The sequence below is a fragment of the Pseudoalteromonas pernae genome, assembly GCF_039831865.1.
Lineage (GTDB): Bacteria > Pseudomonadota > Gammaproteobacteria > Enterobacterales > Alteromonadaceae > Pseudoalteromonas > Pseudoalteromonas pernae.
This window is the reverse complement of record NZ_JBDODM010000001.1, coordinates 770,163-785,496: the sequence shown is the minus strand read 5'-3', so window position 1 is coordinate 785,496 and position 15,334 is coordinate 770,163. Positions and strand designations below refer to the sequence as shown.

15 protein-coding genes are annotated in these 15,334 nt (G+C 44.9%); 13 read left to right on the top strand and 2 right to left on the bottom strand.

Annotated features, from left to right (window positions below):
• The first annotated feature begins 81 nt into the window (after positions 1-81).
• Positions 82-1,005 carry a 2-hydroxyacid dehydrogenase gene (locus V1358_RS03400; RefSeq protein ID WP_347392593.1) on the top strand — a complete coding sequence of 308 codons (924 nt, stop codon included), beginning with the start codon at positions 82-84 and terminating at the stop codon, positions 1,003-1,005.
• Positions 1,006-1,353: 348 nt separating this feature from the next.
• Here V1358_RS03400 and smrA read toward each other — a convergent pair whose 3' ends face one another.
• Positions 1,354-1,947 (bottom strand): DNA endonuclease SmrA, encoded by a 594-nt coding sequence (smrA, locus tag V1358_RS03395; protein WP_347388969.1) that lies wholly within the window; start codon positions 1,945-1,947, stop codon positions 1,354-1,356.
• Between the two features lie 1,052 nt (positions 1,948-2,999).
• Between smrA and V1358_RS03390 the strand changes: the two genes are divergently transcribed.
• Entirely contained in the window at positions 3,000-3,383 is a 384-nt protein-coding gene (locus V1358_RS03390) for a response regulator (RefSeq protein WP_347388970.1), read from the top strand.
• A gap of 62 nt (positions 3,384-3,445) precedes the next feature.
• On the opposite strand, the gene rpsT is transcribed toward V1358_RS03390, so the two are convergent.
• A complete protein-coding gene (gene rpsT, locus V1358_RS03385) occupies positions 3,446-3,706 on the bottom strand; it encodes a 30S ribosomal protein S20 (RefSeq protein WP_105190149.1) in 261 nt (86 codons plus the stop codon).
• A gap of 327 nt (positions 3,707-4,033) precedes the next feature.
• Between rpsT and murJ the strand changes: the two genes are divergently transcribed.
• The 11 genes from murJ (at position 4,034) to V1358_RS03330 (ending at position 15,311) form a co-directional block, all read left to right on the top strand.
• Entirely contained in the window at positions 4,034-5,614 is a 1,581-nt protein-coding gene (murJ, locus tag V1358_RS03380; protein WP_347388971.1) for a murein biosynthesis integral membrane protein MurJ, read from the top strand.
• Between the two features lie 62 nt (positions 5,615-5,676).
• On the top strand, positions 5,677-6,630 hold the full coding sequence (gene ribF / locus V1358_RS03375) for a bifunctional riboflavin kinase/FAD synthetase (RefSeq protein WP_347392592.1): 954 nt from the start codon (positions 5,677-5,679) through the stop codon (positions 6,628-6,630).
• A gap of 21 nt (positions 6,631-6,651) precedes the next feature.
• Positions 6,652-9,474: an isoleucine--tRNA ligase gene (gene ileS / locus V1358_RS03370; protein WP_347392591.1), complete on the top strand. Its 2,823-nt coding sequence runs from the start codon at positions 6,652-6,654 to the stop codon at positions 9,472-9,474.
• A gap of 21 nt (positions 9,475-9,495) precedes the next feature.
• Complete coding sequence (gene lspA / locus V1358_RS03365; protein WP_347392590.1) at positions 9,496-9,993, top strand: signal peptidase II; 498 nt, start codon at positions 9,496-9,498, stop codon at positions 9,991-9,993.
• The gene (gene fkpB, locus V1358_RS03360; RefSeq protein ID WP_347392589.1) at positions 9,986-10,426 is read left to right on the top strand and encodes an FKBP-type peptidyl-prolyl cis-trans isomerase; all 441 of its coding nucleotides are present in this window, start codon (positions 9,986-9,988) and stop codon (positions 10,424-10,426) included. The genes lspA and fkpB overlap by 8 nt, the downstream gene beginning before the upstream one ends.
• Complete coding sequence (gene ispH, locus V1358_RS03355; protein ID WP_347388976.1) at positions 10,426-11,355, top strand: 4-hydroxy-3-methylbut-2-enyl diphosphate reductase; 930 nt, start codon at positions 10,426-10,428, stop codon at positions 11,353-11,355. The genes fkpB and ispH overlap by 1 nt, the downstream gene beginning before the upstream one ends.
• Positions 11,356-11,371: 16 nt before the next feature.
• Entirely contained in the window at positions 11,372-12,403 is a 1,032-nt protein-coding gene (locus V1358_RS03350) for a sensor histidine kinase (protein ID WP_347392588.1), read from the top strand.
• Positions 12,400-13,113 carry a LytR/AlgR family response regulator transcription factor gene (locus tag V1358_RS03345; RefSeq protein ID WP_347392587.1) on the top strand — a complete coding sequence of 238 codons (714 nt, stop codon included), beginning with the start codon at positions 12,400-12,402 and terminating at the stop codon, positions 13,111-13,113. Before V1358_RS03350 ends, V1358_RS03345 begins: the two co-directional genes overlap by 4 nt.
• A gap of 173 nt (positions 13,114-13,286) precedes the next feature.
• Positions 13,287-13,826, top strand: a complete 540-nt coding sequence (gene pilV / locus V1358_RS03340; RefSeq protein ID WP_347392586.1) for a type IV pilus modification protein PilV — start codon at positions 13,287-13,289, stop codon at positions 13,824-13,826.
• Positions 13,816-14,829, top strand: coding sequence for a PilW family protein (locus tag V1358_RS03335; RefSeq protein ID WP_440589855.1), 1,014 nt, complete (start codon positions 13,816-13,818; stop codon positions 14,827-14,829). The genes pilV and V1358_RS03335 overlap by 11 nt, the downstream gene beginning before the upstream one ends.
• Positions 14,823-15,311 (top strand): pilus assembly PilX family protein, encoded by a 489-nt coding sequence (locus V1358_RS03330; RefSeq protein ID WP_347392584.1) that lies wholly within the window; start codon positions 14,823-14,825, stop codon positions 15,309-15,311. The genes V1358_RS03335 and V1358_RS03330 overlap by 7 nt, the downstream gene beginning before the upstream one ends.
• Positions 15,312-15,334: the final 23 nt, after the last annotated feature.

Below are 15,334 nucleotides of genomic sequence, written 5' to 3'. Positions count from 1 at the left end.
GACTTGATAGCCAGTGAAATGCTCAGATGACGCGTTATCTCAGCTATGGGATACTTAGATTTTTACGCTAGGAATAAGACCATGAGTTTATTGGTGGCGATACCCAATCGAAACATTGACAAATTGGTGGCGAAACTACACGAACAGCTCGGCGCGGAGCATGTTCAGATATGGCCGGATATTAGCCGGCCTGACGACGTTACCATGGTGCTTGGCTGGCAGGTGCCTGCTGAACTTTGGCAACAATTGCCAAACGTGCAAGCGGTCTCATCATTTGGGGCAGGCGTTGACGGTCTTAATTTAAACGCTATTCCTGCGCATTTACCCGTTGCTCGAATTGTTGATAATGGCCTTGCGACTGATATGGCTGAGTATGTGCTCGGTCATGTGTTATTTCATAAATTGAATATGCCAAGGTATGTGAGCCAGCAACAGCACCAACAATGGCGTCCAAAGCGGGTGAAACCATACAACCAAGTTGGCATGCTTGGGTTCGGTCAGCTCGGTCAGGCGATTGCCCAGCGTTTAGTAGCCAATGATTTTGCCGTGTGTGCGTGGTCAAACAGTGCCAAAAATAATACTGACGGCATAGTTCACTATTACGGTGAAGACGCCTTAGAAGCCATGTTGAAGCAGTGCGATTATCTGGTCAATGTGCTGCCATTGACTGAGCAAACACATAAGATTATCGATGAAGAATTGCTCAAGCATTTGCCAAACCATTGTGTTTTGATCAATGTTGGTCGTGGACAACATGTTGACGAGGACGCGCTTGTCGAAGCGCTCAATAGCGGGGAACTGGCGGGCGCATCCTTAGATGTTTTCATCGAAGAGCCATTACGGCAGTCACATCCTTTTTGGTCGACACCAAACGTGATAGTGACGCCACATTGCAGTGCGTTAAGTCAAATAGATGCCGTTGTTGCACAGGTTGTTGAGAACTACCAGCGTCTATGTGCGGGCAAGACTTTGTTACATAGGATAGATAGAGAAAAGCAGTATTAAGGTACTAGATTGTTCATGTCGCATCCAATTCGTACCTTTAAACTACTGTTTAAGTAAACAGCTTGTTAAATGATGTGTGCTTGCTTATAGTAATAGTGTTACATACTTGATGTATAACAAAAATAATAAACAAGCTGTTTTAAGCTAAAACCAAATGGGAAGCGCAATGAAACACAATCAAGGTGGTGCAAAACTTAGTTATGTCCTCGTCTGGGTCGCTCTTTTAGGGCTAGCAGCGTGGTTTAACCAAGCCAATGCAATGCCTCTGTAAGTTCCTTTTTCGGACTTAGTTCAAGTACTAACATTCCAAAGCATAAAAGTGCCGAGCATAGCTCGGCATTTTTTTGCTTATCTTTTTGCGTGTAACTCTCTGTTTTCGAGTTTCTTAAGTGCACTTTTCTTCAATAGTACATAGGTTGAACCCAGTCCTCCATGGCACTTCAAGGCACTGTGAAATGCCAGGACACAATCGAGTTGCTGCAACCAGTGGTATACATAACTTTTTAAAATGCCTTTGTGGGGTTGGCTTTTTTCCCCAATTCCATGGCGAATAAGCACCACGCGAATATTACGCTCATGACTGTCTCTGATGCTTTCGTAGAGCGCTTTTCTAGCTTGCACTAAGGTTTGACCATGCAGATCTAAGGTTGCATCGACATCGTATTTTCCGAGTCTCAGGTTTTTAAATACGCCTTCTTGCACCCCTGATTTTTTGAAGGACAAAAAGTCATGGGGATCGAGCAATTCTACGTGTTCACTTGCAAGAAGATTGTCATCGAGAATAATAGCTTGCTCAGCAGCTTTACGTTTTTCTTGTTGGGCTAAGGTTGGTTGAGTAGAACGCCCGAAGTGGCTAACGGTATCGGGTTTAGCTAATGGTGTGACGTCACCCATAAATTCAGCAAATAGATTGCTGTCGTGTGCTTCAGATGAAGAGCTCATAATCGCCTCGCCAAAGAATAATACAGCTAGGCTTCATGTTAGCTTATTTTTTTAGATGTGTACCACAGCATTGTGTTGCTGTGGTATCAAGTGCTCGCTTTTTATACCGCAGTAAACCTACAGTATGGGGCGGCCTACACGACTGGTATACACTTTAAACAAATAAAATGTATTTATTAAAACCAGAGTAATGTTAGTTAACCCATTAGGAGTAACAAGCTGTTGTGCATGGACAAAAAACAACAATCCGATGGCAAGACTTGCTGCGATGCGCAATAAAGTGCCGTGACTAATAAAGAATGCACCAATAGCAAGAGCTCCAAGCATTAGTTGAATTCCGAGGTTTATGTCCAATTTACTTCACTCCAAAGTAATAATAGGTTAAAAAAGGAGCGCTATTATGAGAGGCAAATGGAGCTTGAACAAGCGAGAAAATATATCTGAATCGGATAAGTTTTTTTAATCTGAAAAAAGATGCACGATTACTGCAAAAACACCCTCTCTTTTGACTATTTGATACTTTTGACAGGTGTTTGTTTGGCCTAGATCATGGCACAAATACAGGCTGTTATCTTCAGGCTCTGATTGAACAACTAAGCTCGAGTCCACAAGTGACGGGCCTCCTAGAATAGGAGGTAAATAGACGCTCGATGTAACCATGCCTAATTTTTGATAGGTAAGCAGTTGCGGTTTGGGCGTAAATATAAATGCAATTATTGCGATAATTATGGCGTAAAAGATAAGTTTGCTTGATGCTGATTTGGTGTTTTGCGCTGTAGTATTCTCTGCTGTGTCCGCGGCATGGTCTGAGGCCATATTGTTTTTATTTTGCTGCGAGCTCGCAGATGGGCGCGTCTGCGCAGAGCGCTTACGTACAGGGGTTTTAGTTAAAAGAGTGGTTGAACTGTTTTTCTTAACCATAATGCAAACTGATGATGTGCTTGGCCTTATCTTTACTGGGCTCTATAATATAATCGTTTTTAGTATAGCGTGGTCGACTAACATAGGTTAGTTAAATACCACTGCATCTGGGATTTTTTAGGAACGTTTCAATGGACGACGATATAGCAATTCTAATAGTGGACGATGTTGGCACTGTTAGAAGCTTTTTAAACCAAACTTTGATGCACTTAGGGATAGATAACGTTGATGAGGCTGCCAATGCCGCGCAATGTATGTCGGCGTGTGCAAAAAAAGATTACAACATTATTTTTCTTGATATCGAATTACCTGACGGCGACGGTAAGGCAATGATTGCTGATATCAATAATGTGCTGCCGCAAGCCAATGTGGTGATGGTGAGCGCACATTCGACTATCGATAATGTGAAAGATGCAATCGATAAGGGCGCTAAAGGGTTTGTAGTGAAGCCTTTCTCTCCGAAAAAGATAGCGGCAATGTTGAAAAAGTTTTATCCCTCTATCGAATTTGCTTAGTGACAAAATTAAGATATAAAAAAACCGGCCTAGGCCGGTTTTTTTCTAAGATTAAGCGCTAATTAAAGAGCTTTGATCTTAGCAGCAAGACGGCTCTTATGACGAGCTGCCTTGTTCTTGTGGATTAGACCCTTAGTTGCGTAACGGTCTAGGATTGGTGTCGCTACAGCGAAAGCAGCTTGTGCAGCTTCTTTGTCGCCAGCTTGGATGGCAGCGATTACTTTTTTAGTGTACGTGCGCATCATTGAACGACGGCTTGCGTTGTGCTGACGGCGTTTTTCGCTCGTTACAGCGCGTTTCTTTGCAGACTTGATGTTAGCCAAGGTTTGCTCCTAACAATCTTAAATAAAGCTTATATTTAAAGGCCGTGGACTATGCCCGTTTTTTTTAAATTTGTCAATCAAATTTAGTATCGTGGCAAAGCCAACTGCAGGTGTAACGAGTCGCCAATGAGTACCGGGAGACACATATATACAGCGCGCATGTTGGGTTAATGCGCCGTATACCCAATAAAAGTTGATCTGTTATTGCAGTTTCAGGCCTGTGACCGCGGCGGATTATAGCAAAGCAATTTGTCGCAGACCAGCGCTGTATTCACTTGTATTTTATTGGCATAATGCTGCAATTAATGTCAGCCCAAGAGAGGATGTGTGGCTAACAGTTTATTTCGCTCCGGAATGATAGTCAGTGCAATGACGATGATTTCCCGTGTTTTGGGGCTAGTTCGAGACGCCGTAGTAGCAAATTTATTGGGTGCGAATGCCAGTGCTGACGTATTTCTTTTTGCTAATCGCATTCCTAACTTTTTACGCAGATTATTTGCTGAAGGCGCATTTGCTCAAGCATTTGTTCCCGTTTTAAGTGAAATAAAAGAGCAACAGGGGGACGATGCTGTACGCTTATTTGTTGCGCGTGCGGCTGGAACTTTGGGCACCATACTTATTATCGTTACCTTGTTAGGGGTGATTGGCTCACCCGTCATCGCGGCACTTTTTGGTGCCGGTTGGTTTGTTGACTGGTATCACGGCACGGGCGATGGTGATAAGTTTGTACTCGCTTCGAGTTTGCTTAAATGGACCTTCCCTTATCTATTCTTCGTATCATTAGTGGCGCTCAGTGGAGCCATCCTTAATGTTTACAACCGCTTCGCGGTAGCAGCGTTTACACCCGTTCTTCTTAATATCTCTATCATTGGTTGCGCTATTTATCTGCATCAGCAGTTCGATGTGGGTGCCTACGCACTTGCCATTGGTGTGTTTGTTGGCGGTGTGGTGCAATTGGCCTTCCAAATTCCTTTTTTATACCGCGCAAAAATGTTGGTTCGCCCAAGGTGGGGATGGCAAGACGAAGGGGTGAAGAAAGTAAGAACCTTGATGATCCCCGCTTTATTTGGGGTGTCTGTGTCGCAAATTAACTTATTTTTAGACACGGTGATCGCTTCTTTCCTAGTCACGGGATCTATCGCTTGGCTGTATTATTCAGATCGCTTAATTGAATTTCCGCTCGGGCTGTTTGGCATTGGTATCGCCACCGTTATTTTGCCGACTTTATCCAAACTGCATGCGGGCGATAAAGGTTCGGATTTCCAGGTCACATTGGATTGGGGGGTGCGATTCGTAATTTTTCTTGGCCTGCCAGCCATGATTGGTTTGATGCTCATTAGCCCACTCATTATTACCGTGCTGTTTGACCACGGTGCATTTTCTAGCTCAGAACACGATCATGTCCATGCTGTTGCTATGGGGGTTGCGGCGTACGCCGTAGGCTTGGTGAGTTTTATGCTCATCAAGGTACTGGCGCCGGGTTTTTATGCGCGTCAAGATACCCGTACGCCTGTACGCATTGGTATTATTGCAATGGCATTGAACATGGTGTTTAACCTCATGCTCGCGCCTTTCATTGGTTACCTCGGGCTAGCATTAGCAACGGCCATGTCCGCAACATGCAACGCATACTTACTGTATCGCGGATTAGCCAAAGAAGGGGTGTATCATTTCTCAGCCTTTAGTGTCGCATTCACGATAAAATGCATTGCGGCAAGCGCTGTGATGGGGGTACTGGTTTACGCAATTCAAGCACAGTTTGTGTGGCAAGAGTGGGCGTTGTTAGAGCAAATTACTTTGCTTAGCGTACTCATTGTCAGTGCAGCAGTCAGCTACTTTGCTGTGCTATTTTTAACCGGTGTGCGCCTAAGTACGATAAAAAGTGTGGCAACTACTGAATCACAGTAAAAAAAAGATTATAATCGAGCACTTTCGTCAGCAGTAGTGCGTAAATAAAAGGCATTTGAGCGATGGAGCTTATACGCGGAATCCACAACATACGCGACAAACATCATGGGTGTGTACTCACTATTGGTAATTTCGATGGTGTGCATCTTGGTCACCGAGAGGTGATCAAAGGCTTGTTGCGTGACGCAAAAGCTTTGCAGCTTCCAAGTACCGTGATGATTTTCGAACCGCAACCTCAAGAGTTCTTTCGTAAAGAGCAAGCGCCTGCGCGCCTTACTCGCTTACGCGATAAACTTGCGCTGCTAGCGCAATTAGGTGTTGAGCGGGTAATCTGCGTGAGCTTTAATGCCAAGTTTGCCAATTACGGTGCAGAAGAATTTGTACGCCAAGTTTTGGTTAATAAACTAGGTGTAAAAGCGTTGACTGTAGGGGATGATTTCCGCTTTGGTCGTGGCCGAGAAGGGGACTTTTCTTTGCTGCAAGCGATTGGCTCACAAACCGCAATGGCGGTGAAAAGCACTGAAAGCTTTAAAAAGGCCAATGCTCGAGTTAGCAGCACTGCAATTCGCAATGCCCTAAAAGAGGGGGATTTGCCTCTTGCAAAAGAAATGTTGGGCCACAATTACACCATTAGTGGGCGCGTTATCCATGGTTGGAAAAAGGGCAGGGAGCTTGGTTTCCCAACCGCCAATGTGGCACTAAAACTACAAGTGTGCCCGTTGAGTGGTGTGTTTGCCGTTCAGGTGAACATTGCAGGGCGACTCGTTAACGGCGTTGCCAATGTAGGTAATAAGCCCACATTTAATGGTACTCGCGCGCTGTTAGAAGTACACTTATTCGACTTTGAAGAGTCGATATACGGACAATTTATTGAAGTGAAGCTGATGCATAAGCTTCGCGACGAACAAAAATTTAATGGCCTCGATGAACTCGTGCAGCAAATTCAGCGCGACGCCATTGCGGCAAAGCAGTTTTTTACTTTATCGACAAACGCTGAACGTAGCGAAAGTCTGTAGCCGATACGGAAAGTAGGATTAATGAGCGACTATAAACATACCTTAAACTTACCGGAAACTGAGTTTCCAATGCGTGGCAACCTTGCCCAGCGCGAACCGCAAATGTTGAAGCAATGGTACGAGCAAGACTTGTACGGGCAAATTCGCGCTGCGAAAAAAGGTAAGAAGTCTTTCATCTTGCATGATGGACCTCCTTATGCAAACGGTAATATTCACCTTGGTCACTCAGTAAACAAAATCCTTAAAGACGTTATTATTAAGTCGAAAACACTTTCTGATTTTGACGCGCCTTATGTTCCCGGTTGGGACTGTCACGGTCTTCCTATCGAGCTGATGGTTGAAAAGAAAGTAGGCAAACCAGGCAACAAGGTGACGGCCGCAGAATTTAGACAAAAATGTCGTGAATATGCCGCTAAGCAAGTTGATGGCCAAAAAGCTGATTTTAAACGCTTAGGCGTATTCGGTGATTGGGAAAACCCATACCTAACAATGAACTTCGACTTTGAAGCTAATGCAATTCGTACCCTTGGTCGCATCATTGACAAAGGTCACTTACACAAAGGTGCTAAGCCAGTACATTGGTGTACAGATTGTGGTTCAGCTCTTGCTGAAGCGGAAGTGGAATACCAAGACAAGCAATCACCTGCTATCGATGTGAAATTTGTATTCACAGATGAACAAGCCGTTGAAGCAGCTTTCGCCCTCAACGCTGACCACAAAGGCGCAGGCAGCATTGGCACTGTGATTTGGACAACAACGCCTTGGACATTACCTGCAAACCGTGCAGTAGCAGTACACGCCAACCTTGAGTATGCGTTGGTTCAAGTTGAGGACGAAGGTCATCAACAGCGTTTAGTACTGGGTTCTGAGCTAGTTAAAGATTGTATGGATCGCTTCGGCTTTAAGCATTTCCATACGCTTGGCTATGTAAAAGGTGCAGCACTGGAAAACTTGCAAGCTGCTCACCCATTCTTAGAGTTCAACGTGCCTGTCATTTTAGGTGAACATGTTACGACTGACTCAGGTACAGGTATCGTGCACACGGCCCCAGGTCACGGTCAAGAAGACTACTCGGCTGGTCTTGCGTATGGTTTAGAAGTTGCAAACCCAGTAGGTGCAAATGGTGTGTATTTACTAGATACGCCAATTTTTGCAGGGCAACATGTATTCAAAGCGAATCCAGCTGTAATCGAATTACTGCAAGAAAAAGGTGCGTTAATGCACCACCATGCGCTGCAGCACAGCTATCCGCACTGCTGGCGCCATAAGACACCCATTATTTTCCGTGCGACACCGCAATGGTTCATTTCGATGGACAAAGCAGGTTTGCGCCAAGATTCAATCGCCGAAATCAAGAAAACTCAGTGGCTACCAAGTTGGGGCGAAAGCCGTATTGAAAACATGGTAGAAGGTCGTCCTGATTGGTGTATCTCGCGCCAACGTACTTGGGGCGTGCCAATCGCGTTGTTCGTTGATAAGGACACAGGCGATCTACACCCAAATACAAATGAGCTAATTGAAAAAGCAGCACAGCTGGTAGAAAAGGGCGGGATTCAAGCGTGGTACGACCTTGACCCTGAAACACTGCTTGGTGCAGATGCTGAACGTTATGTAAAAGTACAAGATACATTAGACGTGTGGTTCGACTCAGGTGTAACTCACGCGTGTGTTTTGGATGCCCGTGATGATTTATCTTCTCCGGCAGATTTATACCTTGAAGGTTCTGACCAACACCGTGGTTGGTTTATGTCGTCATTGATGACAAGCGTCGCCATCCATGGTCGCGCACCATACCGTCAAGTAATGACTCACGGCTTCACCGTTGATGAAAACGGCCGCAAGATGTCGAAATCTTTGGGTAACGTTATTTCTCCGCAAGACGTTATGAACAAAATGGGTGCCGACATCCTTCGTCTATGGGTTGCATCTACAGACTTTACTGCAGAAATGACAGTGTCAGATGAAATCTTCAAGCGTGCAGCGGACCGTTACCGTCGTATCCGTAACACTAGCCGTTACTTGTTGGCTAACCTAAGTGGTTTCAACCCAGCAACTGACTTGGTTGATATTGCTGATATGGTTGAGTTAGACCGCTGGATTGTTTCGCGTGCTGCGCAGTTACAAGAAGAAATCATCAACGCGTACGATGAGTACTCACTTCTTGTAGTGACGCAAAAGCTGATGAACTTCTGCACTGGAGAGCTTGGTTCATTCTACCTAGACGTTATCAAAGATCGTCAGTACACAGCGAAAGCGGATTCTCACGCTCGTCGTTCATGTCAAAGCGCGCTTTATCATATTGCTGAAGCAATGACGCGCTGGATGGCGCCAATTCTGAGCTTCACAGCGCAGGAAATTTGGCAAGTGCTACCGGGCGAGCGCACTGAATTTGTGTTCACTGACACTTGGTATGAAGGCTTATCATCTGTTGCAGGTAAATTCTCTGACCAGCAGTGGCAGACAGTCCTAAATGTGCGTGATGCGGTAAACCGTGTACTAGAGAGCGCACGTAAAGAAGACGTGATTGGTGCAACATTACAAGCAGAAGTGACCTTGTACGCAAATGACGAACTCAAAGCGACATTAGATGCACTTTGTGACGAACTACGCTTTGTACTTCTTACTTCGAAAGTCACTGTGCTTGCTAGCGCAGACAAGCCTGCGGATGTAGTCGCTTCTGAATTAGAAGGTTTAGCTGTGGCTGTTGCAGCAACAAGTGCGCACAAATGTGAGCGTTGTTGGCACTACTGTGATGACGTGGGTAGTGTTGAAGCCCACCCAGAGTTGTGTGGTCGCTGTGTGACTAACGTTGATGGCGATGGTGAAACACGTCAATTTGCTTAATTTGTGCATTTAGGAGTTGTCGTGTTAGCAAAACGAAATGGATTAATCTGGTTGGTGCTAACAGCTGTGATTTTGGTGGTCGACTGGGCCACCAAAACTTATGTTGTTAATTCAATGACGATCGGTCAGAGCATTGATATTCTGCCAGTTTTTAACATTACTTATGTACATAACCCAGGCGCAGCATTTAGCTTTTTAAGTGAAGCAGGTGGCTGGCAGCGATGGTTTTTAAGCGCTATCGCTGTGGTTATTTCGGTGTTGTTAGTCTGGTGGCTTAAACGTTTGCCAGCGTCAAATAAGTTACTGGGCAGTGCCTACTCGCTGGTGTTAGCCGGCGCGTTGGGTAACTTGTATGATCGTGTTGTGTACGGCCATGTTATTGATTTTATTCATGTGTATTATCAAGATTGGCACTATCCAAAATTTAATATTGCTGATTGCGCTATTTGTATTGGCGCAGCGCTGTTATTAATCGATGCCTTTAAATCGAGCAGTAAAAAGGAGTCAGTGAATGAGTGAAGTAGTAATAGGTGCAAACTCTGAGGTTGTATTTCACTTTTCTATCAAGTTGTCTGATGGTTCGGCCGCTGACTCTACTAAGGTACACAACAAGCCTGCAAAATTAGTCATGGGTGATGGCAGCTTAACCGCTAACTTTGAGAAGTGTTTACTTGGTCTTTCAGCCGGTGACGAGAAAAGCTTTGAGTTAGAGCCAGAAGATGCGTTTGGTCAGCCAAACCCAGATAACATCTATCATGTCGACCGCAGTAAATTCACTGCCGATGCACCCGCGCAGGTAGGAGCTATTATAGCTTTTACTCAGCCAGACGGAACGGAACTACCAGGTGTTGTTCGTGAAGTTCAAGGGCAGTCGGTGACCATTGATTTTAATCACCCACTGGCAGGTCAAAAGCTTACATTTGAAGTTGAGATTTTAGAGGTGATTAACTGATGAAAATCATGCTAGCAAACCCTCGTGGCTTCTGTGCAGGCGTTGACCGTGCGATTAGCATTGTGGAGCGTGCTCTCGATATTTTCGAAGCACCGATTTATGTGCGTCATGAAGTAGTACATAACAAATACGTAGTTAACGGCTTAAAAGACCGTGGCGCAGTGTTTGTTGAAGAGCTGGATCAAGTGCCCGATGACAGCATTGTGATCTTCAGTGCCCACGGTGTGTCGCAAGCGGTACGTAGTGAAGCGAAGCGTCGAGAGTTGAAGGTCTTTGATGCTACCTGCCCACTGGTTACCAAAGTACATATGGAAGTAACACGCGCTTCACGTCGTGGTACCGAGTGTGTGTTGATTGGTCACCAAGGTCATCCCGAAGTGGAGGGCACCATGGGCCAATATGACAACGACGAGGGTGGCATCTATCTTGTTGAAACTCCGGAAGATGTTGCTAAGCTTGAAGTTAAAGATGCATCTAACCTTTTCTATTGCAGCCAGACAACCTTATCTGTAGATGACACAGCTGATGTAATTGATGCGCTGCGTGCGCGCTTCCCTGAAATTGATGGCCCGCGCAAAGATGACATTTGCTATGCAACGCAAAATCGCCAAGATGCGGTGCGTGATTTGGCAGACAAAGTCGATGTGCTGCTTGTTGTAGGCGCTAAGAACAGCTCTAACTCGAATCGACTGCGTGAGCTTGCCAATAAAATGGGCACTACGGCTTACCTTATTGATGATGCGCAATCAATTGACGAAGCTTGGCTGCAAGGTATCCAATCAGTAGGGGTTACTGCTGGTGCATCAGCACCAGAGGTACTTGTTCAACAAGTTGTAAGTCATCTAAAGTCATTAGGTGGTGAAGACGCGGTGGAAAACCCTGGTCGTGAAGAAGATATTGTCTTCGCGGTCCCTGCAGAACTAAGATAATCCAAAGGAGTGTTGAATGCGCGTACAGATGCCTACTCATTCGCACTCCTATTCTTTACTTACTACCTTGTGTCAAGGGCGAGGCATTCTAAGTGCCTTCATCGTTGCGCAATCACTTTCACTGATTATTAGTTTTAGTATTGATGATTCAAGTGCTTTTTGGCTGACTCTTGGGCAAGTTAGTTTACTCGCGCAATTTATCACCTCTTTGAGTATTGCTATGCTCTATTTACTGAGCCGAACAAAACTCACCCTTTCGAATCTCACGCAACTAATTTGTGTTGTTTGTGTACTCGTATGTATTACTTTTATCACGGCCTCCTACACCGCTTATTTAGGTGACTTTGGCGCTAGCTATGGCACGTGGTTTGTGCTTAAAAGTTGTGCGATTAGTTTGGTGGTGGCCGCACTGTTTGCACAGTTTATGGCCATTTATAACGAGCATGCGAATACCCACTCGGCTTTTGCAAAAGCCCAACTTGATGCACTTCAAGCGCGAATAAAGCCGCACTTTTTGTTTAATACCCTAAACACGGTTGCTGAACTTGCGCATCAAGATGCCGATGCAGCAGAGGATGCGGCGTTGGCATTAGCGTCTTTATCACGAGCAGCCCTGCATGCAGGTGAGGACAGCACCCTCGAGCAAGAAATAGCGTTGGCGAAACGTTATATCTTATTGGAACAATGGCGCTTTGGGGAGCGTTTGCACCTAGATTGGAAACTGCCAGAAAGTATTCCGAACACGGCAATGCCCTGTCTAACATTACAACCTTTGCTGGAAAACGCAGTGTATTACAGTATGCAAGGAGAGAAAGGCGATTCAACCATTAAGGTAGAGCTTGTTGAAACACAAAAGACGGTGACTGTCGTTGTGCAAAACCACATCAACGAAACGTCTATAGAGAGCAAGCAAGGCAACGGAATTGCCTTGGGAAATATAGCTCAGCGCTTACAACTTAAGTTTGGTGATGCAGCGCAATTACACACGCGCAAACTTGGCAACGAATTCAGGGTAAAGCTCGTGATACCTCGGGGGCGAGTGCTATGATTCAAGCGCTTGTTGTTGATGATGAGGCGTTAGCTAGAGCGCGTCTAAAGCGTCTACTTGAAAGTCATTCAGACTTCATTTCAGTCGCCGCAGAAGCAGACGATGGCTCCGAGGCATTGACCAAGATAGCCAATGGTAACTTTGATGTTGTGTTTCTTGATATAGAAATGCGAGATGTTTCGGGCATTGATGTCGCCAAGTCTCTTGCGAAAATGGACGTGCCGCCAGCGATCATTTTTACAACAGCATACAGTGAATATGCAATCACCGCAGTGAACCTTCAAGCCGTAGGATACTTACTTAAGCCTATAGAAACGCATGCTTTGGCTGATATTTTAGGTAAGCTCGCTAAAGTTAATCGTATTCAAGCCAGTCACCGTGCATCAAAAAGCGCAGACATTAGCTATCAACTTGGCAATAAATTGGTGCGCATAAATTCTAATGAAGTGTGCTATTTTCACGCCGATGGAAAGTACACGGCGCTCGTTACTATGCACGGTAGTGAAGGGCTTGTGGACGAGTCACTAAAAGATTTAGAGTCGCGTTTAGGTAATGCCTTCATCCGTATTCATAGACACAGCTTAGTGAATTGCGACGAAATCTCTGCGTTGGAACAAACCGTTCATGGTCACTTTGTACGCTTAAAAAGTTCCAATGCCGTTTTGCCTGTTTCGAGGCGCGCGTTGAAGTTGGTTAAGTCGTTGTTATGATGGCGAGTAATTTGGTATTGATTCTTTATCTTCAAGTAAAATAAGACTTTTTTACCAAAGTATTACCACCATTACCGTTTAATCCTTAAATACTGCCGTTTAATCCTTTCCCCATTGAGCTTTAAATAGAAGTAACTAGACTGTTAACTATTACTATTGAACTATGGTTTTTTATGCGTAAACAACAGGGTTTCACACTTTTAGAAACACTCATTGCGTTTATCGTTTTAGTGTTTGGTTTATTGGGTGCTGTTGCACTTCAAGCCCGTGCCAAACAAGCGACATACGATTCTATGCAACGCGCCGCTGCTTTGGGGGTAGCTCAGGATATTGTTGAAAGAATCAAAGCTAACCCTTTGGGGGCACAGGCCGGGGCATACAACTTAACCATCAGTAGCAATGATGGTGTTGGCTCTGGATTTGCCTCTTGCATTAATGTGGATTGCGATCCTGGTGGATTGGCAGCATATGATGCTGAACAATGGCGTAGAGCAATACGCGGTCAGGAAAATACAGGTGCACTCGCGGATGCAACTGTTTGTATCGAGGCTGCATTGGCAGCAGAACAACTCAATATTGATGTGACTATTACGTGGGCATCAAGGCAGGAGTTGGGTAGTAGTGCTGATGCAGGTATAAGCAAGCAAGGGTGTGGAGGCAATACCAACACCAGAAGAATGTTAGCAATGGAGTCATACGCGTATGTGCGTTAATAGTATTAAAGGCTCTCAATCGGGCTTTACTCTCATTGAGCTCGTCGTAGCGACGGTTGTTGGCGTATTTCTGTTAGGTGGCGTTATGTTCACCTATTTGAGTATGAAAACTACTACCAGTGATACGATTGAAATGGGAGAGCTGCAAGAAACTGGTCGAATGGCACTGGATATTATTGGCAAAGACTTAGAAATGGCAGGCTTTTGGGGGTCCTTTAATGGACTCTCCCTAGAATCAACAACTATTGATGTGACTGCTGTAGCTAACCCTGGCAACGATTGTAGTGTGGGCTTGAATAATGGTAGTTTTCCTCAAAATAGCCCGAGTAGCTTTAAGTACATTTTTGGCTTAGAGGCAACTGAAGGCGCAAATATGGGGTGTATTACAGATGCAGTAGGTCAGAGTGATATTATTCAAATTAAAAGAGTTAGCGGTCAAAATATAAATGGTCAAGCTACGAGCGCGAATAGTTATTATTTGGAAGCTGATATTGCAGAAGGTCGAATCTTTGCTGGTGATGGTAACATGGTGAATGCTGCAAATGCCAATGGCACAGTGTGGCGTTATATGCACCATGTTTATTATGTCAATGAGCAGCAATATCAAATGGGAAACCGAACAGTTTCGGTGCCAGTTTTGATGCGCAAAAGACTCACTCCTGCTGGAGGAATGACGACGGAATCTGTATTGGAAGGAGTCGAGAATATAAGGTTACTTTACGGAATCGATAACGATGGTGATCGCAATGTTGATACTTACCTAACGGCAGGGCAAATGACAGTTAATGAATGGGAGCAAGTTACATCTAAAATTGTTACTGCACAATTGTTTGTTTTAGTGAGAGCTATTGAAGAAGATGCTGATTTAAATCGTACAAACAAGACGTTCACGCTGGGGGGAGACGGCGGAACTAGTAGGTCGTTAACTTTTGCTGATAATTTTAGGCGATTATTATTCGTTTCAACCATTAAGGTGAAAAATTCGGAGGTGGAGACATGGTAGCTCTTCGACACAGGCAGCAAGGCGTGGTCTTGGTAGCTGCGATAGTCATGGTGTTAGTTGTTTCAGGAATAGCCGTAACGCTGATGAGCGCAAGTAGTGTTGATATGAAAGTAGTCAATGCGGCTCAAGATTATGATGAAGCGAGCGAACGAGCATCTGCAGATTCAGACAGAGCGGTTTTTTCTGAGAAGCAAAAAGCTGCAACGAATAGTGCTTTGTATTTTAGCAAAGGACAATTTAACGCTGGTGGCGGGGGGGTTATCGCATTGGTCGTTCCGGGAGCTGAAGCAACTTTGACTATGTCTCACGAAAATGATGGACCTCAGGATTTAGATTGCCCACCAAGAGCTAACCCTACGCCTGGAATTAAATGCAACATGTTGAACATTCAAAGTAGTGTTGATTATGGAAGGTCTGATAGACATAACGTGACTGTCGTTTCTGGTATTGCGCAAGAAATGGCTAGTATGACTGGGCAGTAGAGCGGCTAGGCAAATATAGGTGA

What these genes read in the sequence shown, in the direction of transcription:
- V1358_RS03400 (WP_347392593.1), top strand. Translation starts at nt 82, where the DNA reads ATGAGTTTATTGGTGGCGATACCCAATCGAAACATTGACAAATTGGTG.
- smrA (WP_347388969.1), bottom strand. Translation starts at nt 1,947, where the DNA reads ATGAGCTCTTCATCTGAAGCACACGACAGCAATCTATTTGCTGAATTT.
- V1358_RS03390 (WP_347388970.1), top strand. Translation starts at nt 3,000, where the DNA reads ATGGACGACGATATAGCAATTCTAATAGTGGACGATGTTGGCACTGTT.
- ribF (WP_347392592.1), top strand. Translation starts at nt 5,677, where the DNA reads ATGGAGCTTATACGCGGAATCCACAACATACGCGACAAACATCATGGG.
- ileS (WP_347392591.1), top strand. Translation starts at nt 6,652, where the DNA reads ATGAGCGACTATAAACATACCTTAAACTTACCGGAAACTGAGTTTCCA.
- fkpB (WP_347392589.1), top strand. Translation starts at nt 9,986, where the DNA reads ATGAGTGAAGTAGTAATAGGTGCAAACTCTGAGGTTGTATTTCACTTT.
- ispH (WP_347388976.1), top strand. Translation starts at nt 10,426, where the DNA reads ATGAAAATCATGCTAGCAAACCCTCGTGGCTTCTGTGCAGGCGTTGAC.
- V1358_RS03350 (WP_347392588.1), top strand. Translation starts at nt 11,372, where the DNA reads ATGCGCGTACAGATGCCTACTCATTCGCACTCCTATTCTTTACTTACT.
- V1358_RS03345 (WP_347392587.1), top strand. Translation starts at nt 12,400, where the DNA reads ATGATTCAAGCGCTTGTTGTTGATGATGAGGCGTTAGCTAGAGCGCGT.
- pilV (WP_347392586.1), top strand. Translation starts at nt 13,287, where the DNA reads ATGCGTAAACAACAGGGTTTCACACTTTTAGAAACACTCATTGCGTTT.
- V1358_RS03335 (WP_440589855.1), top strand. Translation starts at nt 13,816, where the DNA reads ATGTGCGTTAATAGTATTAAAGGCTCTCAATCGGGCTTTACTCTCATT.
- V1358_RS03330 (WP_347392584.1), top strand. Translation starts at nt 14,823, where the DNA reads ATGGTAGCTCTTCGACACAGGCAGCAAGGCGTGGTCTTGGTAGCTGCG.